We start from the raw sequence: 19,950 nt of genomic DNA, 5'->3' as shown, positions 1-19,950 counted from the left end.
CCGAAGCGGCCGCGATGCGCTTCGGGGCATCGTGCTAACTGTGGTAAAATGGCATCACACTATTGGCAGGGAACCGCGACCATGACCACCCCCACTTTGCAGCGACTGCTGGCCCAGGCAGAACAGATCTGTCGGCAGCGCAATGTCCGCCTGACGCCCCAGAGGATGGAGGTGCTGCGCCTGATGGCCGCTCAGCAGGGCGCCATCAGCGCCTACGATCTGCTGGATTTACTACGGGTATCCGAACCCCAGGCCAAGCCCCCGACCATCTATCGGGCGCTTGATTTCCTGCTGGAGCAGGGGTTTATCCACAAGGTCGAATCGACCAACAGCTATGTGATGTGCCACCACCTCGATGAGCCGTGTCACACCTCCGCGCTGTTTATCTGCCACCGCTGCGGCCAGGTTCATGAGCGTTCGGCCGACCTCCTGCAGCAGCAGCTGGAGACGCTGGCGCAGCAGGCCGGTTTTACCCTGCAGCACAGCGTCATCGAGGCCCATGGCCTGTGCCACGCCTGCGCCCAGGCGCCCGGCGGCGAAACGCCGGCCCGCTAGCGCCATCGCGGCGGCGGACTACGCCGCCCCTGCGGGGAACCAGCGCTGCGTGCGCCAGCGGCGGCGCCAGATCAGCCACAGGGACAGGCCGCGCAGCGTCAAAAATACCGCCAGCGCCAGCCACAGACCATGGTTACCCAGCCACGGTATGCTCAGCAGCGTTATGCCGTATCCCAGGGCCGCTACCGCCATACTGTTACGCATATCGGCCCCGCGCGTCGCACCGATAAACATGCCGTCCAACAGGTAGCACCATACCCCCAGCAGCGGCAGCACGGCCTGCCAAGGCAGATAGTCGAGCGCCAGGGTCTGTACCTGCGGCAACGAGGTCAACAGATTGACAATAGCGCGCCCAAACAAGCCGTAGGCCAGCGCAAACAGCAGCGCTACCGCCCCCGCCTGACGGCAGGCGGCGTGCCATACCCGGCGCAGCGCCGAGCCATCGCGGGCGCCAAAGGCCTGGCCGGAGTAAGCCTCGACGGCATAGGCGAAGCCATCCAGCGCATAGGCGGTAAAGGTCAGCAGATTCATCAGCACCGCATTGACGGCCACGACGTCGGCCCCCAGCCGCGCGCCGATCACCGTCAGCGAGGCAAAGCACAGCTGCAGCAGCAGGGAGCGCAGCATGATATCGCGGTTCAGTGCCAACAGGCGGTGCAGGTTACCGCGCCAGGCGTGTCGGAAATGCGCCCGGCGCAGCCCGCGCAGACGCATCACATGCAGCAGCAGCGCCCCCCCCATCAGCAGCGTGACATAGTCGGCGATCACCGTAGCCCAGGCGGCGCCGGCCACCTTCCAGCCCAGTCCCACCACCAGCCACAGATCCAGCGCGATATTCACCGCGTTACCGACGATCAGCAGCAGCACCGGCGCCCGGGCGTACTGCACCCCCAGCAGCCAGCCCAGAATCACCAGGTTGGCCAGGGTCGCCGGCGCGCTCAGCCAGCGGATATGCATAAACAGCTGCGCCTGCGTCTGTATCGCGGCCTCGGCGCCGACGATCTGCAGCATCAGCGCGCTCAGCGGCTGGCGCAGCAGGATGATGCCCGCCCCGGCCAGCAGGGCCATGATCAGCGGCTGCACCAACGCCCGCGCCAGCGCCGGGCGATCGGCGGCGCCGAACGCCTGGGCACACAGCCCGGTGGTACTCATGCGCAAAAACAGCAGCAGCATAAACAAAAAGGTGGTGGCCATGCTGCCCACCGCCACGCCGCCCAGATAAACCGGCGAGTCCAAATGACCGATCACCGCCGTGTCGACCACGCCCAGCAAGGGAACGGAAACATTCGACAGAATCATCGGCAGCGCCAGGCGCCACAGCGCCTTGTCTTCCTGGAAAACGCCTCGCATCACATCGTTCCCTCGTTTGGTCGGATCGCGCCGGTGCGGCGCACGAAGGCCGCAAAAAAAAGACCCCGCGAGCCGAAGGATCGCGGGGTGGGGGCCGGGGTAACGCGCGGGCCTGGCGGCGCAGAGGCGCTACGCCCCGGAGCGGGATACAGCCTAGATCCAGTCACCGTTGCGGATCACGCCGACGGCCAGCCCCTCGATGGTGAAGTTCTGCTCGCGCAGATCGACCACGATAGGCTGGAAGTCGCTGTTTTCTGGCAGAAGCTGTACCATATTCCCTTGTTTTTTAAGTCGTTTAACGGTCACTTCATCCTCAATGCGCGCAACGACTACCTGACCGTTGCGGACATCCTGGGTCTTGTGCACCGCCAGCAGGTCGCCGTCCAGAATACCGATATCGCGCATCGACATGCCGTTGACCCGCAGCAGGAAGTCGGCGCTGGGCTTAAACAGCGACGGATCGACCTGGTAAAACCCTTCGATATGCTGCTGCGCCAGCAGCGGCTCACCGGCGGCCACCTGGCCAATCAGCGGCAGCCCCGTCTCATCTTCCATCAACAGGCGGATACCGCGCGACGCACCGGAGACAATCTCGATCACCCCCTTGCGCTGCAGCGCCTTCAGGTGCTCCTCGGCGGCGTTGGGTGAACGGAAACCGAGGCGCTGGGCAATCTCGGCACGCGTCGGCGGCATGCCGGTTTGTTCGATATGATCGCGAATCAGATCGTAGACCTGCTGCTGCCTGGCCGTAAGTGCTTTCATTCCGCCCCCTGTTCGTTTATACAGTTTTGCTGTGAGTATATACAGGTAGCGGATAATTTAAAACCGTGAAATACACAAAACACCGGCCGCGGCGTGCTTTCCGTCGCGGTCAGACGGTGCTCAGCTTTTCCCCTGCGCCCGGTAAATACGCTGCGGGCGCCCCACCTTGCCATAGACAATTTCGGCGACGATCTGCTGACGCGCCGCACAGAACTCCAGATAGCGCCGCGCCGTCGTACGGCTCAGCAGCAGGCTCTGCGCCACGCTTTCGGCGGTATGGCGTACCGTATCGTCCACAAACAGCCCCTGCACCTTCTCCAGCGTCAGGGCATCAATGCCGACCGGCAGATCCTCTTTGCTATCCCCGCGCGCATAGGCGTTATACATGCTGTCTATCTGACGCTGGCTGGCATTCTGATGTCCGCTGAGCATGCTATTGCGCTGCTGATAGCGATCCAGCGTCTGCCCCAGACGCTCGTAGGCGATGGGTTTGATCAGGTAGTCAAAGGCGCCGCTGCGAACCGCCTCTGAGACGGTGTCCATATCGCTGGCGGCGGTGGTCAGCACTACGCCGCCCGGATAGCGCTGCTGGGTCAGTTCATGCAGCAGATGTACTCCGACGCCGTCCGGCAAATAGTTATCCAACAGCACCAAATCCGGGTGAAAACTTTTAATCATCGCCCGGGCCTGAGCCAGATTGCCGGCCAACCACAGCTGACCACAGCAGGGATGATTGCGGATAAACTCCGCGTGCATCTCAGCCAGCGGCGTTTCATCCTCGACGATTAATATATTAATTTTATTCATGTTCACACTTCACCTTCGGGATAAAAACAGAAAATAGAGTGCCATAGGGCTGGTTGTCCTCCAGCGTAATGGTGCCTCCGCAACGCCCGACATAGCGGGCAATAAGGTACAGGCCAATGCCGTGCTCCCCAGGATCTTCCGCCTTGGTACTCACGCCCTGCTCAAAAATGTTATCTTTCAGCGCATCCGGGACACCGCAGCCCTGATCGGCCACTTCAATGATGACCTCGCTGCCCTCATCCGACAGATAGACCTCAACGCCGCCGCCCCCCTGCGGGTTCTTCAGGCTGGCGTCGAAGGCATTATCCAATAGATTGCCCAATACCGCCGCAAACTCCGTGCTGTCCAACCCCGCCGGCAGCGCATGCAGCTGGCTGCCGTCGACGATGGTCAGCGTCAGCCCCAGCTCGCGTGCCCGGTGCACTTTACCAAACAGCAGCCCGGCGACCACCTTGTCACTGAACGCATCGCGCAGGCGGTCGATCAGCTGCTGCTGCGCCTGCGATGCCCCGCGCACCATCTCCAGCGCCCGATCGTACTCCTTCATCTGTAGCAGCCCGCTGAGCGTCGACATCCAGTTGAGGTGTTCATGGCGTACGGTACGCAGGCTGTCAACATATTGGCGGATCTGGGTCAGCTGGGCGTTAAGCGCATTGATATCATCCTTGCTACGGAAGCTGATAATCGCGCCGAGCAGCGTATCGCCGTCGCCGGAGCGGATGGTCGCCCGGTTGGCTATAACGCTCAGCCCGTTAAAGGTGAGAATGGCATCACGCCGATCTTCATTGATGCGATCGGTGAAAAAGTCCGACGGTGAGACCACCTGGCTTATCGGCTGCCCCAGCCACTGACGACCCGGCGCGCTTAGCCCCAGCATTTTGCGGGCATTACGATTTATTGCCGTGATCTGTCCGTCAGGATCGACCGCAATCAGTCCCTCAAAAACGGCGCCGAACAGGGCCTCCATCTGACGCACCACCCGGGCTATCTGGCGCGGCTCCATCCCCATCATCTGTCGTCGGATATGTGCGGCAAATAGCCAGGAGAGCAGCATCATCAGCAGCAGCACGCACACGAAGACCCCGGCCATGGGCAGCAGGAAGTCCAGACGCCAGCTATCGATCTTGCTGACCAAATAGCCCAGGGATACGACCCCGATCACCTGCCCCCGATGATCGAAAATGGGCGTTTTCGCGCGCAGCGCCTGGCCCAGAGAGCCTTTTCCTGAGATAAAGTAGCTCTCTCCCTTCTCAATGGCGCCCGGCTTATTGAACTGCATCTTATGGCCGATTTTGGCCGGATTGGGGTGATACAGGCGAACAGAGTTCCGATCGCCGATGACCACATAGTCAAAGTCAGTCCCGGTTCCCAGACGATCGGCAATCAGCGCCAGGCGGTGGATGTCGCGATCCTTCACCCCATCCACGATACTGTCCATCGATGCGATGATCTTGGCCTGGTTCATCGCCATGTCGCGCACCTGCCTCATCATGTAGTCTTCAAAGCTGGCTGACAGGTACTTCCCCAGCGCGGCAAACAGGCAGCAGGAAACCAGCAGTAACAGTAAAAAAATACGCAGGGGGAACGCCATGCGGCGAAAGAAATTCACCGCACTGTTATTCGGCATTCTTACCATCGTTACCTCACCTTTTAATACGTTTCGATTACCTTTGAACGCTTCAAATGTAATCGTTTTGTTTCCTGACACTCTGGCCATAATGCTTTTCTACTTTTGCAGATTATCGCTATTAAACTAATTAAGCAAATAAAAACCAGTCTATAAAAATCTTTATTTTAAATTACGAAGATAAAAACTATTAAGGCGATTTAAAACTGCTTTCCGTTTGTGAATCAGGTCAAAAATCCCCACCCAATTCCTATTTAGGATTAATTTAACAACAGCCAAGGGGAATAAAAATAGGCAGCAAAGTTTTATTAGCTTTGATTGAAAATGAAAAGTTATTGAGTTGATAAAAGATACATTTATTTAACGTAACCATCGCGACGCAGAGCAGGAATCCTTATGTTCAGCAATACTGTTTTCACCCAGATTAAGCGTTCTGAGCAAAAGAGGATTGCCGACATCACTCATTTTCTGCGTGAAAATGGCCTCAACATTGATACATCAGTAGAAATATTTATTTGTGCACAGCGGGATAACAAAATCATCGCCTGCGGCGGTATCGCCGGCGATATCATAAAGTGTGTCGCCATCAGCGCCACCGCCCGCGGCGAAGGATTGGCCCTGACGCTGGCCACTGAATTGGTCAACCTGGCCTATGAATTAGGGCGGAATAATCTTTTCATCTATACAAAAGAAGAAAACGAAGAGATGTTCCACCAGTGCGGTTTCTCTACCATTACCCGGGTTCCCGGGATCATGGTACTGATGGAGAACAGTAAAGTCCGTCTTCAACGCTATGCCGAAACATTAGCGACGCTGCGCCACCCAGGGAAAAAAATCGGTGCCATCGTGATGAACGCTAACCCGTTCACCAACGGACACCGCTACCTCGTCCGGCAGGCCGCCAGTCAATGCGACTGGCTACACCTGTTTTTAGTCCGTGAGGATACCTCACGCTTTTCTTATGAAGATCGGCTGGCGCTGGTGCGTTCCGGTGTGAGTGATATCGCCAATCTGACGCTACACCCGGGCTCCGAATACATCATCTCCCGCGCCACCTTTCCCTGCTACTTCATTAAAGAGCAGGGGGTGGCTGACAACTGCTACACCGAAATCGATATCAAGATATTCCGGCAGTATCTGGCGCCGGCACTGGGCATTACCCACCGCTTCGTCGGGACGGAGCCCTTCTGCCCGGTCACCGCCAAATACAATCAGGATATGCGTTACTGGCTGGAAACCCCGGCGCTGCCCTATCCGCCGATCCATCTGGTTGAAGTGGCCAGGCTGACCTATCACAACACCCCCATTTCAGCCTCATGGGTACGCAAGCTGCTGGTACGCAAAGATCTTCCGGCAATCACCCCACTGGTACCCGACGCGACGCGGGCCTATCTGGCCCGGCTGATCGCATCAATGCCGGCGGGCGCAGAGCGCCGGCCCCAGGAATCCGTCTTAGTTACAGGTGACAAATGAAAATAAACCACGCAGCCGTCGCTGGCACCCTTGAGTCGAGCGACGTGATGGTGCGCATCGCGCCCATTGAAGACGACCAAGCTCTCGATCTGCAAATTAGCAGCAGCGTCGAAAAACAGTTTGGCGACGCCATCCGCGCCACCGTGCTGGACGTCCTCAACCGCTATCAGATTCGCGGCGTACAGCTGATCGTTGACGATAAAGGCGCGCTCGACTGTGTCCTGCGCGCACGTCTGGAAACCCTGCTGGCGCGCGCCGCCGATCTGGTCAGCCTGCCTTGGGAGGATCGCGCATGACACCGCAACAGAAAACCCGCACCCGTCGCAGCATGCTGTTTGTTCCCGGCTCCAACGCCGCCATGCTGAGCAACGCCTTTATCTATAAAGCCGATGCGCTGATGTTTGACCTGGAAGACTCCGTGGTGCTGCGTGAAAAAGACGCTGCCCGCCGTCTGGTCTACCACGCGCTGCAGCACCCCCTGTACAACGACATTGAGACCATCGTGCGCGTCAACGCGTTGGACTCCGCGTACGGCGTCGCCGATCTGGAAGCCGTCGTGCGCGCTGGAGTCGATGTGGTACGTCTGCCGAAAACCGACTCCGCCGATGACGTCATCGCTATCGAAAACGAAATTGCCCGCATCGAACGCACCTGCGGACGTGAGGTGGGCAGCACCGGCCTGCTGGCCGCCATCGAGTCAGCCCAGGGGATCACCCAGGCCGTGGCCATCGCCCACGCCTCCCCGCGTCTGATCGGGATTGCGCTCGGCGCCGAAGACTATGTGCGCAATCTGCGCACGGAGCGCTCGGCGGAGGGCATCGAACTGCTGTTCGCCCGCTGCAGCATCCTGCAGGCGGCCCGCGCCGCCGGTATCCAGGCCTTTGACACCGTCTATTCCGACGCCAACAACGATGAGGGCTTCCTGCGCGAAGCTTCCCATATCAAACAGCTGGGCTTTGACGGTAAATCGCTGATCAACCCGCGTCAGATCGAGCTGCTGCACAACCTGTACGCGCCGACGCAGAAAGAGGTCGATCACGCCCGTCTGGTGGTCGACGCCGCCGAGGCCTCCGCCCGCGAAGGACGCGGTGTGGTTTCCCTGAACGGCAAGATGGTTGACAGCCCGGTTATCGAGCGCGCGCGTCTGGTGCTTTCCCGCGCGGCCCTGTCCGGCATCCGTGAAGAATAAGGCGATAAAGATGACACAAGATACCCAACGAAACGCCCGCGTAGCCGCCTTTAGCCAACGGGATGGCGCGCTGCCGGCCTTCAATGACGTCAGCAAGGCCCAGTACCATGACGATCACGCGCGCGATCGCAAACTGTGCGCCTCTCTGGAGGAGGCCATCCGCCGCAGCGGCCTGCGTGACGGCATGACCATCTCCTTCCACCACGCCTTCCGCGGCGGCGATCTGACCCTGAATCAGGTGATGGATGTCATCGCCGCCATGGGCTTCAAGGATCTGACCCTGGCCTCCAGCTCCCTGAGCGACTGCCATGCGCCGCTGGTCGGCCATATCCGCAGTGGCGTGGTACGCAAGATCTACACCTCTGGCCTACGCGGCCCTCTGGCCGATGCCATCTCCCATGGCCTGCTCGACGAGCCGGTGCAGATCCACTCCCACGGAGGCCGGGTACACCTGATCGACAGCGGTGAACTGAACATCGACGTCGCCTTTCTCGGGGTACCGGCCTGCGACGCCTTCGGTAACGCCAACGGCTATACCGGCAACGCCTGCTGCGGCTCGCTGGGCTACGCCCGCGCCGATGCCGAGGCGGCCAACCGCGTCGTTCTGCTGACCGAGGAGATTCTGCCTTACCCGCACAACCCGGCCAGCCTGACCCAGGATCAGGTCGACCTGATCGTCCAGATCGATCAGGTCGGCGACGCCAGTAAGATCGGCGCGGATGCCACCCGCATGACCTCTAACCCACGTGAGCTTTTAATCGCCCGCAGCGCGGCAGAAGTGATCGCTCACTCCGGTTACTTTAACGAAGGCTTCTCGCTGCAGACCGGCACCGGTGGCGCCTCGCTGGCCGTGACCCGCTTCCTGGAAGACAAGATGCGTCGCGCCGATATCCGCGCCGACTTTGCCCTGGGCGGCATTACCTCTACCATCGTCGATCTGCACGAGAAGGGATACATCCGTAAGCTGCTCGATGTGCAGAGCTTCGACCGCGCCGCCGCCGGCTCCCTGGCGCGCAACCCGAACCACATCGAAATCAGCGCCAACCAATACGCCAACTGGAGCTCCAAGGGTGCATCGGTCGACCGTCTTGACGTGGTGGTGCTGAGTGCGCTGGAAGTGGACACTCACTTCAACGTCAACGTGCTGACCGGCTCCGACGGCGTTCTACGCGGCGCCTCTGGCGGTCACTGCGATACCGCCATCGGCTCTGCGCTCTCCATCATCGTGGCGCCGCTGGTGCGCGGACGTATCCCAACCATCGTCGATAGCGTGCTGACCTGCGTCACCCCCGGCTCCAGCATTGACATCCTGGTCACCGACCACGGTATCGCCGTCAACCCGGCGCGTCCGGAGCTGGCGCAGCGTCTGCGCGACGCCGGCCTACCGCTGGTCAGCATTGAGTGGCTGCGCGATCGCGCGCTCTCCCTGACCGGCGAGCCGAAGCCGATCGCCTTTACCGACAAGGTCGTGGCCGTGGTGCGCTACCGCGATGGCTCCGTCATCGACGTGGTTCGCCAGGTCAAGGAATAAGCGATGATGACCCTGCTCCCCCATTTGGCGGCCAGCCATACCGTCACCCTACCGGAACTGCTCCTCAGCCGTGAATGCAGGCAGTCCCGGCAGGCGGCATGGCTGACCCGCCATACCTGTACGCTGCTCTCCTTTACCGTGGTCGCCCCCGGCCCGGTCAAGGATAGCCCGCTGACGCGCCGCATCTTCAATGCGGGCATCGCGGCGCTGAGCCAGCTGGCGCAGCGTCAGGAATGGCGCATCAGGGAGCAGCGTTCGCTGGAGTTAGCCACCGGCCCGGAAGGGCTGATGGCCATCGATGCGCCGGCCGAACAGGTCAAACAGGCGGCCATCGCACTGGAGCAGACCCATCCCCTGGGTCGGCTCTGGGACATGGATGTCTTGGCAAGCGACGGACAGATCCTGTCGCGCGGCGATTATCAGCTGCCGGCCCGCCGCTGCTTGATTTGCCAACGCCCCGCCGTGCTGTGCGCCCGCGAGCGCCGCCACGACGTGGCCCAACTTCTCGCCCATATGGAGGCACTGGTTCACGATGCACAACCCGACAACGCATAGCCCGCATCGCCTTTCCCTGAGCCAGGCCTGTCACCACTGTGCCACGCTGGGCTGGCGCGCCATGCTGGCCGAGGTCAATCTGACGCCCAAGCCGGGCCTGGTCGATCGCCACAACAGCGGCGCCCACCGCGACATGGCCCACAGCGACTTTGTGCGCAGCGCCGATGCCATCGCCCCCTGGCTGGCCCGCTTTGTCGAGTACGGGGCCGACAGCGCCGCGCTGGACGGCGGCAGCGTATTGCCAGGCCTGCGCGCGCTCGGCGTCGCCTGCGAGACGGACATGTTCCGCGCGACCGCCGGCGTCAATACCCATAAGGGCAGTATCTTTTCTCTCGGCCTGCTGTGCGCCGCCGCCGGGCGCAGCCACCAGCGCGGCCAACCGCTCACCCCCGCGCGGCTGTGCGGCTATGCGGCTCAGTTTTGCCGCGGGCTGGTCGCGCGCGAGCTGACCTCCCTGCGCCCGGCGCAGGCGTCCACGGCCGGACAGCGTCTGTTTATCACGCTGGGCATTACCGGCGCCCGCGGCGAGGCGGAGGCCGGCTACCCGCTGGTGCTGAATCTGGCGCTTCCCCATTACCAGAGGGCGCTGGCCGCCGGACGCGATCCGGAGCTGGCGCTGCTCGATACCCTGGTGCAACTGATGGCGCATAACCAGGATACCAATGTCGCGGCGCGCGGCGGCGAGAGCGGGCTGCGCTGGATGCAGCAGCGCGCCGCCGCGCTACTGGCAACCGGCGGCATCCGCACCCCGGCCGATCTGCAGGCGCTACGCCGCTTTGACGCCGAGTGTATTGACCATCACCTGAGCCCGGGCGGCAGCGCGGATCTGCTGATCCTCACCTGGTTTCTGGCTCACCTCTGTTACCCGATTTTGCAAGCTGAACATTAAAAATATCATCCTTACCGGAGTCATCAGTTATGTCCAAAGAGAAAATAGGGAAACTACTCGCGCCCCTCGTGGTGATGGGGATTATGTTTATGATCCCAGTCCCCGAAGGCATGCCGCCGCAGGCCTGGCACTATTTTGCCGTGTTTGTCGCCATGATCGTCGGGATGATCCTTGAGCCCATCCCGGCCACCGCCATCAGCTTTATCGCCGTGACCATCGTCGTTATCGGTAACCAGTTCCTGCTGTTTGACGCCAAAGAGCTGGCCGATCCCGCCTTCGACGCCAGTAAACAGGCGCTGAAGTGGGGGCTGGCCGGCTTCTCCAGCACCACCGTGTGGTTGGTGTTCGGCGCCTTTATTTTTGCCCTGGGCTATGAGGTCAGTGGGCTGGGTCGGCGTATCGCCCTGCTGCTGGTCAAGTTCATGGGTAAGCGAACGCTCACTCTCGGCTACGCCATCGTCATCATCGATATTCTGCTGGCGCCCTTTACGCCGTCTAACACCGCGCGTACCGGCGGCACCGTCTTTCCGGTGATCAAAAACCTGCCGCCGCTGTTCGATTCCCATCCCAACGATCCCTCTTCACGCCGCATCGGTAGCTATCTGATGTGGATGATGGTGATCAGTACCAGCATCAGCTCCTCCATGTTCGTCACCGGTGCCGCGCCGAACGTACTGGGCCTGGAGTTTGTCAGTAAAATTGCCGGTATCCAGATCTCCTGGATGCAGTGGTTCCTCGGCTTTCTGCCGGTGGGTCTGCTGCTGTTAATCGTCGCCCCGTGGCTCTCCTACGTACTGTACAAGCCGACCGTGACCCACAGCGAGCAGGTCGCTACCTGGGCCGGTAGCGCGCTGAAAGAGATGGGCGCCCTGACCCGCCATGAAATCACCCTGATCTGCCTGGTGCTGCTGAGCCTGGCGCTGTGGGTCTTTGGCGATGATTTCATCAACGCCACCGCCGTCGCCCTGCTGGCGGTCGCCCTGATGCTGGCGCTGCACGTGGTGCCGTGGAAGGATGTTACCAAGTACAGCGGCGCCTGGAATACCCTGGTCAACCTGTCTACCTTGGTGGTCATGGCCAACGGTCTGACCCGCTCCGGCTTTATCGAATGGTTCGCCAAAACCATGAGCACCCACCTGGCCGGTTTCTCACCGACCGCGACGGTCATCGCCCTGGTGCTGGTGTTCTACTTTGCCCACTACCTGTTCGCCAGCCTGACCGCCCACACCGCCACCATGCTGCCGGTGATCCTGGCCGTCGCCCAGAGCATTCCAGGGGTTCCGATGGACCAACTGTGCCTGCTGCTGGTGCTCTCTATCGGCCTGATGGGCTGTCTGACCCCGTACGCCACTGGCCCGGGGATCATCATCTACGGCTGTGGCTATGTAAAATCTCAGGATTACTGGCGACTTGGCGCCATCTTTGGGGTTATCTACATCGCCGCGCTGCTAGGCATCGGTTGGCCTATCATGGCCATGTGGAACTAACCTCTCGCCTAACGCCCATGTTGTTATGCCATCACCCCCTGCGCATCCGCGCAGGGGGTGATGTTTTCCGGCGCGGGCAACTGAGCATAAATCCATGAGAGCCGCCGCCAAACGACACATCGGTTACCAATGCGTCCACAGAATGCTGACCCAGACAAACAGCGCCAGCCACAGCGCCACGAATACCGCCGCCGATCCCATATCTTTGGCGCGGCCGGACAGCTCATGGCGTTCGCTGCCAATCCGGTCCACTACCGCCTCGATAGCGCTGTTGAGGATTTCCAGGATCACCACCAGCGTCACGCTGCCGATCAGTAAAATGCGCTCGACCGCCGTGACGTCAAGCCAACAGGCCAGCGCCGCCGCGACAGCCAGCAGCAGACTCTCCTGACGGAACGCCGCCTCATGGCGCCATGCCGCCTGCAGTCCTTTGATCGAGTAACCGGCCGCTTTAATGATTCGAGTCAAACCTGTAGTACTATTCATAGATAATCCATAACGATGAGCATTGGCGGGCATTTTAGCCGCTTCCCGGGATCCCGGCACCACAGATCTCAGGGCTACTTTCTGGTATCCTTGCCGCGCATTGCTAACAAGAGGCTGATACTTTTATGTCTGGATGGCGTAAAATATATTATAAGCTGTTGAATTTACCGCTTAAATTACTTGTAAAAAGTAAAGTTATCCCCACCGATCCGGTGGCCGAACTGCGTTTGGACACCACCCGGCCGGTCTTCTATGTTCTGCCCTATAACTCTAAGGCGGATCTACTGACCCTACGCGATCGCTGTCTGGCGCTGGATCTGCCCGACCCGCTGGATGACAATGAAATCGACGGCGTCATCCTGCCACGCTATGTGTTTATAGACGATGGCCCGCGGGTCTTCCGCTACTACGCGCCCAAGCAGGCGTCGGTCAAACTGTTCCTCGACTATCTGGATCTGCACCGCGGCAACCCGTCGCTGGATATTCAGATGATACCGGTCTCCGTGATGTTTGGCCGCGCACCGGGCCGCGAGGATCATAAAGGCGCCCCGCAGCTGCGCCTGCTCAACGGTATTCAGAAATTCTTCGCCGTGCTGTGGCTGGGACGCGACAGCTTTGTGCGCTTCTCCAATACCGTCTCGCTGCGCTATATGGCCGATGAGCACGGCACCGACAAAACCATCGCCCAGAAGCTGGCGCGCGTAGCGCGTATGCACTTCTCCCGCCTGCGCCTGGCCGCCGTCGGCCCGCGCCTGCCGGACAGACAGGCGCTGTTCAATAAGCTGCTCGGATCCAAGGCCATTGAAAAGGCCGTTGAAGACGAAGCCCGCAGCAAGAAGATCTCCCGCGAGAAGGCCCAGCAGAATGCGGTCGCGCTGATGGAAGAGATCGCGGCTGACTTTACCTATGAGGCGGTGCGTCTCTCCGACCGCGTACTCAGCTGGACCTGGAACCGCCTGTACCAGGGGATTAACGTCCATAACGCCGAGCGCGTGCGTCAGCTGGCCCAGGATGGTCACGAGATAGTCTATGTTCCCTGCCACCGCAGCCACATGGACTATCTGCTGCTCTCCTATGTGCTCTACCACCAGGGGTTGGTGCCGCCGCATATCGCCGCCGGCATCAACCTGAACTTTTGGCCGGCCGGGCCGATCTTCCGTCGGCTGGGCGCCTTCTTCATCCGCCGGACGTTTAAGGGCAACAAGCTCTACTCCACGGTGTTCCGTGAATACCTCGGCGAGCTGTTCAGCCGCGGCTACTCCGTCGAATACTTTATGGAGGGTGGGCGCTCACGTACCGGCCGCCTGCTGGAGCCGAAAACCGGCACCCTGGCCATGACGCTGCAGGCCATGCTGCGCGGCGGTAAGCGTCCGATCACCCTGGTGCCGGTCTATATCGGCTACGAGCACGTGATGGAGGTCGCCACCTACGCCAAAGAGCTACGCGGGGCGACGAAAGAAAAAGAGAGCCTGCTGCAGATGGTGCGCGGGCTACGTAAGCTGCGTAACCTGGGCCAGGGCTACGTCAACTTTGGCGAGCCTATCTCCCTTAACGTCTGGCTCAACCAGCACGTACCGGAGTGGCGCGAGGCTATCGATCCTATTGAGGCCCAACGTCCGCACTGGCTCACCCCCAGCGTCAACAGCATCGCCGGCGAAGTGATGGTCAACATCAATAAGGCCGCTGCCGCTAACGCCATGAACCTGTGCGCCACGGCGCTGCTGGCCTCGCGCCAGCGTGCGCTGACCCGCGAGCAGCTGCTGGAGCAGCTGGAGTGCTACCTGCAGCTGCTGCAAAACGTGCCCTACGCGTCGGATGCGACGCTGCCACAGCGCACGCCGCAGGAGCTGCTGGACCACGCCCTGCAGATGAACAAGTTTGAGGTTGAGAAGGATAACATCGGTGATCTGATCATTCTGCCGCGCGAGCAGGCGGTGCTGATGACCTACTACCGCAATAACATTCAGCATATGCTGGTGCTGCCGGCGCTGGTTGCCAGCATGGTTATCCACCATCGCCAGATCTCACGCGGCGAGCTGCTGCGCCAGGCGGCGGTGATCTACCCGATGCTGAAGCAGGAGCTGTTCATGCACTATGCGCCGGAAACGCTGCCGCAGGTGCTGGGCCCGATCATCGATGAACTGTGTCGCCAGCAGCTGATCAGCCTGCAGGATGATACCCTGAGCATTAACCCGCCGCGTATCCGCGCCCTGCAGCTGCTGGCCTCCGGGGTGCGTGAAACCCTGCAGCGCTATGCCATCACCTTCTCGCTGCTGAGCGCCAACCCCAGCATCAGCCGCGGCGCCCTGGAGAAAGAGAGCCGGATCCTGGCCCAGCGTCTGTCGGTGCTGCACGGCATCAATGCGCCGGAGTTCTTCGACAAGGCGGTCTTCGCCACCCTGGTGGCGACGCTGCGCGCAGAGGGCTATATCAACGACGTCGGCGATGCGGTGCGCGAGCAGACGCTGGAAATCTATAACCTGCTGGCCGATCTGCTGACCCCGGAGATTCGCCTGACCATCGAAAGCGTCAGCATCGCTGCGCTGGAAGATACCGGCGCCGCGAACGACGGCGCCGCGTAACGCCCGCGGCAATCCCCCTAAAACGCCCGGCCTACGCCGGGCGTTTTTCTTCGCCTATCCAAACAGCTGCCCGGCCTGCTGCAGCGTAATCCAGCATCCCCACAGCAGCGGCAGCCCCACGGCCAGCCAGGAGAGCGCGACCCACGGCCGGCTGCCGGCGTCCGCCACCCAGCTAAGCTGGGCATTCGGGTTCACCTTATACAGGGAGCGCGCCTGCGTCAGCTGAGCCTCGCTCATCGTATAGCGTCGATCGACCGGACGGATCAACAGATTACACACCAGACCGGCCAGCAGCAGACCCGCCAGGATATACAGCGTCTCGGAATAGGCCTGCGCGCGGGCGACGCCGCGACTGAGCTGATACTCCCGCAGATAGTTGACCAGCACCGGCCCCAGGATCCCCGCCGCCGACCAGGCGGTCAGCAGGCGGCCATGGATCGCCCCCACCATCTGGGTACCAAAAAGATCCGCCAGATAGGCCGGCACCGTCGCAAAGCCCCCGCCGTACATCGACACGATCAGGCAAAATGCCAGAACAAACAGCGTTACGCTGCCCAGCGTGCCCAGCGTCGGCAGCAGGCTGTACAGCGCCACGCCGAGGGTAAAAAAGAGAAAGAACGTTCTCTTACGCCCGATGCGATCGGAGAGCGAGGCCCAGAAAAAACGCCCGCCGATATTAAACAGGCTCAGCAGGCCGGTGAACCCGGCGGCGATGGCGGCGATCTGCGCCAGTTGGGCGCTGGACAGCTCGGCAAAGGTCTGCGTGCCTCCCAGCAATCGCCCGGCAAAGACCTCCTGCAGCAGCGGGGAGGCCATGCCGATAATGCCGATACCGGCGGAGACGTTGAGACACAGCACCGCCCACACCAGCCAAAACTGCGGCGTGCGGCAGGCCACGCTGACGTGCACCTCCATGTGGGTGAAGCCCTGCGCCGCGGGCGTCTCCGTCGTCGTCGCCATCCCCTGGGGACGCCAGCCGATGGGCGGAATGCGATAGGCCAACGCGCCGGACAGCATGAAGACCCAGTAGATCAGCGCCAGCGTCAGAAAGGTCTGCCATACGCCGACGCCCCCGGCCGCGGCGTAGAAGTGCATCAGGCTATTCGCCAGCGGCGCCCCCACCATCGCGCCGCCGCCAAATCCCATTATCGCCAGCCCCGTCGCCATCCCGCGCCGATCGGGAAACCAGCGGATCAGCGTCGATACCGGTGAGATATAGCCGAGCCCCAGGCCGATGCCACCGATAACCCCGGATCCCAGCCACAGCATCCACAGCTGATGCAGGTAGACCCCCAGCGCGGAAAACATCAGTCCGCCGCACCAGCAGCAGGCTGCGACGACCCCGACCTTACGCGGCCCCGCCTTCTCGAGCCAGCTTCCCCACAGCGCCGCCGAGCAGCCCAGAAAGATAAAAAAGAGGGTATAGGTCCAGCCCAGCATGGAGATGCGCCAGTCGCACTGGGTGGTAAAGAGCTCTTGCCAAGCGGACATCTGCGCCGGACAGGCGCGTGCCGCGCCGCCTCCCAGCGCCTGCGACAGCGGCAGCCAAAAGACGGAAAAGCCATAGGCCATGCCAATGCACAGGTGGATCGCCAGCGCCGCCGGCGGAACCAGCCAACGGTTAAACCCCGGACGGGCAATGATACGCGCCTTACTGAAAAAACCGGGTCGGTCGTCGGCCGCCCGCCGCTCGCCGCCCCGCGGCGCCGGCACAGAATTATCGACACTCATTATGCTTCTCCTGATCCTGAATGCGTTGCCGCCATGGCAAGCGGCGCATCCTGACATAGCAGAAGACGTACCATTCCTGTTCAAAATTTGTTCGACGGCGAAATTCATCCAGGCTTTGTGACAGGTAACAAAGAAAGGTGAAATGTTAAATTACAGTTTCATTTTAGCGTTCGGCTTTAGCGGCGCGCGCCAGAGAAGCGACTATCAATGTGGGTTAAAATGGATGGAAAAATGATAATTGCGTGGCGATTATGAGAAAAACGGCGGGCATTACACCCACCGCGCCATCACAGCGCCAGCAAGATCCCCAAAAACAGGATCAGCCCGACGTAGTTATTGTTCATAAATGCCCGAAAACAGGAGGTACGCGCCCGTCGGGCAATCAGCCGCTGCTGATACACGAACAGCGCCGCGGCCAGCAGCACGCCCCAGTAATAGGCGCCCTGCAGCTGATTCAGCTCGCCGACCCACAGCAGCAGCAGCAGCGTAGCGAGCTGCAGCAGGCCGATCATCAGACGATCGTAACGGCCAAACAGGATCGCCGTCGACCTGATGCCGATCCGCAGATCGTCGTCGCGATCCACCATGGCGTACTGGGTATCGTAGGCGACCGTCCAACAGATATTGGCCGCAAACAGCAGCCAGCAGCTGAGCGGCAGACTCTCGCCGACGGCCGCATAGGCCATCGGTATCGACCAGCCGAAGGCCATCCCCAGGATCACCTGCGGAAAATGGGAGAACCGCTTGATAAAGGGATAGAGCCAGGCCAGCGTCAGCGCCGCCACCGACAGCCAGATCGTCATCGCATTCAGCGTCAGCACCAGGGTAAAAGAGAGCGCCACCAGCAGCACGAACAGCGTCTTGGCTTCGCGCTCGGACAGCGCGCCACAGGGCAACGGACGCTGACAGGTGCGTTTGACATGACCGTCGAAGTGACGATCGGCAAAATCATTGATCACGCAGCCTGCGGCGCGCATAAAAAACACCCCGCAGGTAAAAACCAGCAGCAGCTTTCCCCCCGGCGCCGCGCCGCCTGCCAGCCACAGTGCCCAGTAGGTCGGCCACAGCAACAGCAGCGAACCGATGGGCTTGTCGATCCGCATTAGGCGGCAATACGCCAGCCATTTGCTTTGGGTCACACATCCCTCCACGCCTTGCTCTCTCCGCTTACGTGCGTTATCCACCATAGATAGGGGCATCGGCCAAGAACAGCTCCGTCAGCAGCAGCGGCTGACCGGCGACGCGTAGCCGGCTGCGACGGGCCCAGAGCGAGCCCAGGCAGCCAACTCGCAGCAACTCGCGCTCCAGGGCGACCCCGCTGAACAGGTAGCGCCCCAGCGGGGTGCTCCCCAGCTGACTCAGCGCCTGACCTGCGCCCTCCAGCGTGCTGGCAGGCGTTAGGGTTCGGCCAAACAGCCAGGGGATACCATCGCCGAGCAGGATCACCTCCCGCAGCCAATACTGCGCGCAGGGCGACAGCTGCCCGCGCTCATCGTCGCTCAGCTGCGCGGCGTCCACCAGCCCTTCGCGCAGTACCGTCACCTGTAGCCTGTCGCACCGCTGCTCTAGGCGGCGGGTCATCGACCCCTGCTCCGCCAGCCAGCTGCGGTAGTCCGCCGGCGCCGCCGCGTCAGCCAACGGCTGCCAGTCGATATTCGCCAGCGCAGCAGAATGTTCTGCCATGCCATACACCCCATCGTCTCAACCCCTGCGTCGCTGCGCTATCCGCGGCGCGCCTTATTACGTTTCAGTGTACCGCAGATTCGCCGTCTGGGGCACTCTCGCAGCAATCCATGAGCATTTGACTAACAAAAGAAAGTGGAAACCACAACAAGCGCGCAAACGCCTGCGCGGGCGGGAATCAATAAAAAAGGTGCGCCGCAGCGCACCAGTCATCAAGCCACATCCGTAACGCAGTACGGCGGGGCGCCTTTGCGCCCCGCCGCTTAACCCTTGCCTTTTACGCTGCGGATAAAGGTTTCCCGGGCCGTCGCCGACCCCAGTCGCTCCGCCTCATTCATCAGACGCAGCGCTTTATCGATATCGCCTTGGCGTACCGCGCTGCGGATGCTGCGATCGAAATAGGCGGAGGTGTCATCCAGCATCGGCGCCGCAGGCGCAGCGACGGAGCTCGCCGGGTTACCGACCGCCACGTCGGCCGGCGTATCGCCGCCCGGCAGCAGTCCGCCGATCATCACATTGCCGCTTTGCCGCTCAACCCTGGCCTGAATGCTCAGCACCCCCTGTGACGCATGCGCCGCCTGTGGGTCGGGGATATCCGGCACCGCGTTACCTACGCCGGCGGCATAGGCCTTGGCGGGGTTTACCATACGGGTCGTCGTGGCCAGATCCTGACGGGTGGTATAAATCAGCAGATAAATCTGCTGTTGACCCAGCACCGGCGTCAGCTTCAGCGTTCCCTCCAGCCGATCGCCGCTCATCACGCCGGGCTGGCGGTAGGTAAAGTAGCTGCCGGGGTAGTAGGCCGCCGGGCGCAGATGCTGATCGAGCACCAGCACATTGGGGACATACAGCCGTTTATTGTGCAGCCGGCTGCTTAAGGTTATCTCTAGCGAGCCCCGATTCGCCGGCAAAGCCAGCGCGGCGACGGCGCCCTGGATATCTCCCTGCGCCAGCGTCTGGCTGTCGGGGCCCAGGGTGAGGGTGGTATCCATCGGCGGCGTCAGCGGCTGCCAGCGTAGCGCCTGCAGAGCGGCATGGCTCAGCTCTGGCGCAGCGGCCACATCCGTCGGAAGCAGGGTATCGGCGAACGCCTGCGGCGCGCTGCAGAGCGCACAGGCCAGCAGTACGCCGCGGGAGAGACGGTTTAAGGCGGTTTTCATCATTATTATCCTTATTATCCTTCTTTCGTACGGCACAGCCGGCATCAGGCAAGGGACGCCGGCGTGCAATCCGGGCGGTGCGG

Annotated in this window: 18 protein-coding genes; 9 read left to right on the top strand and 9 right to left on the bottom strand. The window is 61.4% G+C overall.

What is annotated here, in order from left to right:
- The first annotated feature begins 81 nt into the window (after positions 1-81).
- Complete coding sequence (gene zur / locus ETEE_RS09010) at positions 82-555, top strand: zinc uptake transcriptional repressor Zur (RefSeq protein WP_034163014.1); 474 nt, start codon at positions 82-84, stop codon at positions 553-555.
- An 18-nt stretch (positions 556-573) separates the two neighbouring features.
- On the opposite strand, the gene dinF is transcribed toward zur, so the two are convergent.
- The 4 genes from dinF to dpiB form a co-directional block, all read right to left on the bottom strand.
- The gene (gene dinF / locus ETEE_RS09005) at positions 574-1,905 is read right to left on the bottom strand and encodes an MATE family efflux transporter DinF (protein ID WP_034163015.1); all 1,332 of its coding nucleotides are present in this window, start codon (positions 1,903-1,905) and stop codon (positions 574-576) included.
- A 153-nt stretch (positions 1,906-2,058) separates the two neighbouring features.
- Positions 2,059-2,667 (bottom strand): transcriptional repressor LexA, encoded by a 609-nt coding sequence (lexA, locus tag ETEE_RS09000; RefSeq protein WP_012847108.1) that lies wholly within the window; start codon positions 2,665-2,667, stop codon positions 2,059-2,061.
- A 120-nt stretch (positions 2,668-2,787) separates the two neighbouring features.
- On the bottom strand, positions 2,788-3,474 hold the full coding sequence (gene dpiA, locus ETEE_RS08995) for a two-component response regulator DpiA (protein ID WP_034163017.1): 687 nt from the start codon (positions 3,472-3,474) through the stop codon (positions 2,788-2,790).
- Entirely contained in the window at positions 3,467-5,110 is a 1,644-nt protein-coding gene (gene dpiB, locus ETEE_RS08990; RefSeq protein ID WP_034163018.1) for a sensor histidine kinase DpiB, read from the bottom strand. The genes dpiA and dpiB overlap by 8 nt, the downstream gene beginning before the upstream one ends.
- 387 nt (positions 5,111-5,497) lie before the next feature.
- On the opposite strand from dpiB, the gene citC reads away from it, so the two are divergent.
- The 7 genes from citC to ETEE_RS08955 are packed head-to-tail and all read left to right on the top strand — an operon-like array spanning position 5,498 to position 12,225.
- Positions 5,498-6,574, top strand: a complete 1,077-nt coding sequence (citC, locus tag ETEE_RS08985) for a [citrate (pro-3S)-lyase] ligase (RefSeq protein WP_034163019.1) — start codon at positions 5,498-5,500, stop codon at positions 6,572-6,574.
- Entirely contained in the window at positions 6,571-6,870 is a 300-nt protein-coding gene (citD, locus tag ETEE_RS08980) for a citrate lyase acyl carrier protein (protein WP_034163020.1), read from the top strand. Before citC ends, citD begins: the two co-directional genes overlap by 4 nt.
- The gene (citE, locus tag ETEE_RS08975) at positions 6,867-7,763 is read left to right on the top strand and encodes a citrate (pro-3S)-lyase subunit beta (RefSeq protein WP_034163021.1); all 897 of its coding nucleotides are present in this window, start codon (positions 6,867-6,869) and stop codon (positions 7,761-7,763) included. The genes citD and citE overlap by 4 nt, the downstream gene beginning before the upstream one ends.
- Before the next feature lie 10 nt (positions 7,764-7,773).
- Positions 7,774-9,294 (top strand): citrate lyase subunit alpha, encoded by a 1,521-nt coding sequence (gene citF, locus ETEE_RS08970; protein ID WP_034163022.1) that lies wholly within the window; start codon positions 7,774-7,776, stop codon positions 9,292-9,294.
- A 6-nt stretch (positions 9,295-9,300) separates the two neighbouring features.
- Positions 9,301-9,849: a citrate lyase holo-[acyl-carrier protein] synthase gene (gene citX, locus ETEE_RS08965; RefSeq protein WP_225865190.1), complete on the top strand. Its 549-nt coding sequence runs from the start codon at positions 9,301-9,303 to the stop codon at positions 9,847-9,849.
- Complete coding sequence (gene citG, locus ETEE_RS08960) at positions 9,827-10,738, top strand: triphosphoribosyl-dephospho-CoA synthase CitG (protein ID WP_034163024.1); 912 nt, start codon at positions 9,827-9,829, stop codon at positions 10,736-10,738. Before citX ends, citG begins: the two co-directional genes overlap by 23 nt.
- A gap of 29 nt (positions 10,739-10,767) precedes the next feature.
- Positions 10,768-12,225: an anion permease gene (locus ETEE_RS08955; RefSeq protein WP_034163025.1), complete on the top strand. Its 1,458-nt coding sequence runs from the start codon at positions 10,768-10,770 to the stop codon at positions 12,223-12,225.
- Between the two features lie 123 nt (positions 12,226-12,348).
- On the opposite strand, the gene ETEE_RS08950 is transcribed toward ETEE_RS08955, so the two are convergent.
- Entirely contained in the window at positions 12,349-12,711 is a 363-nt protein-coding gene (locus ETEE_RS08950; protein ID WP_034163026.1) for a diacylglycerol kinase, read from the bottom strand.
- A gap of 125 nt (positions 12,712-12,836) precedes the next feature.
- Between ETEE_RS08950 and plsB the strand changes: the two genes are divergently transcribed.
- Positions 12,837-15,293, top strand: coding sequence for a glycerol-3-phosphate 1-O-acyltransferase PlsB (plsB, locus tag ETEE_RS08945; RefSeq protein WP_034163027.1), 2,457 nt, complete (start codon positions 12,837-12,839; stop codon positions 15,291-15,293).
- 54 nt (positions 15,294-15,347) lie between these two features.
- On the opposite strand, the gene ETEE_RS08940 is transcribed toward plsB, so the two are convergent.
- The 4 genes from ETEE_RS08940 to malM form a co-directional block, all read right to left on the bottom strand.
- Positions 15,348-17,024, bottom strand: a complete 1,677-nt coding sequence (locus ETEE_RS08940; RefSeq protein ID WP_034163028.1) for an OFA family MFS transporter — start codon at positions 17,022-17,024, stop codon at positions 15,348-15,350.
- A gap of 287 nt (positions 17,025-17,311) precedes the next feature.
- Positions 17,312-18,211 (bottom strand): 4-hydroxybenzoate octaprenyltransferase, encoded by a 900-nt coding sequence (gene ubiA / locus ETEE_RS08935; protein ID WP_176564284.1) that lies wholly within the window; start codon positions 18,209-18,211, stop codon positions 17,312-17,314.
- Entirely contained in the window at positions 18,201-18,707 is a 507-nt protein-coding gene (ubiC, locus tag ETEE_RS08930) for a chorismate lyase (protein ID WP_034163029.1), read from the bottom strand. The genes ubiA and ubiC overlap by 11 nt, the downstream gene beginning before the upstream one ends.
- Before the next feature lie 263 nt (positions 18,708-18,970).
- Positions 18,971-19,867, bottom strand: coding sequence for a maltose operon protein MalM (gene malM / locus ETEE_RS08925; protein ID WP_034163030.1), 897 nt, complete (start codon positions 19,865-19,867; stop codon positions 18,971-18,973).
- Positions 19,868-19,950: the final 83 nt, after the last annotated feature.

This window comes from Edwardsiella anguillarum ET080813, from assembly GCF_000264765.2.
In the GTDB taxonomy this organism is placed as follows: domain Bacteria; phylum Pseudomonadota; class Gammaproteobacteria; order Enterobacterales; family Enterobacteriaceae; genus Edwardsiella; species Edwardsiella anguillarum.
This window is presented reverse-complemented; position numbering and strand designations above follow the sequence as displayed.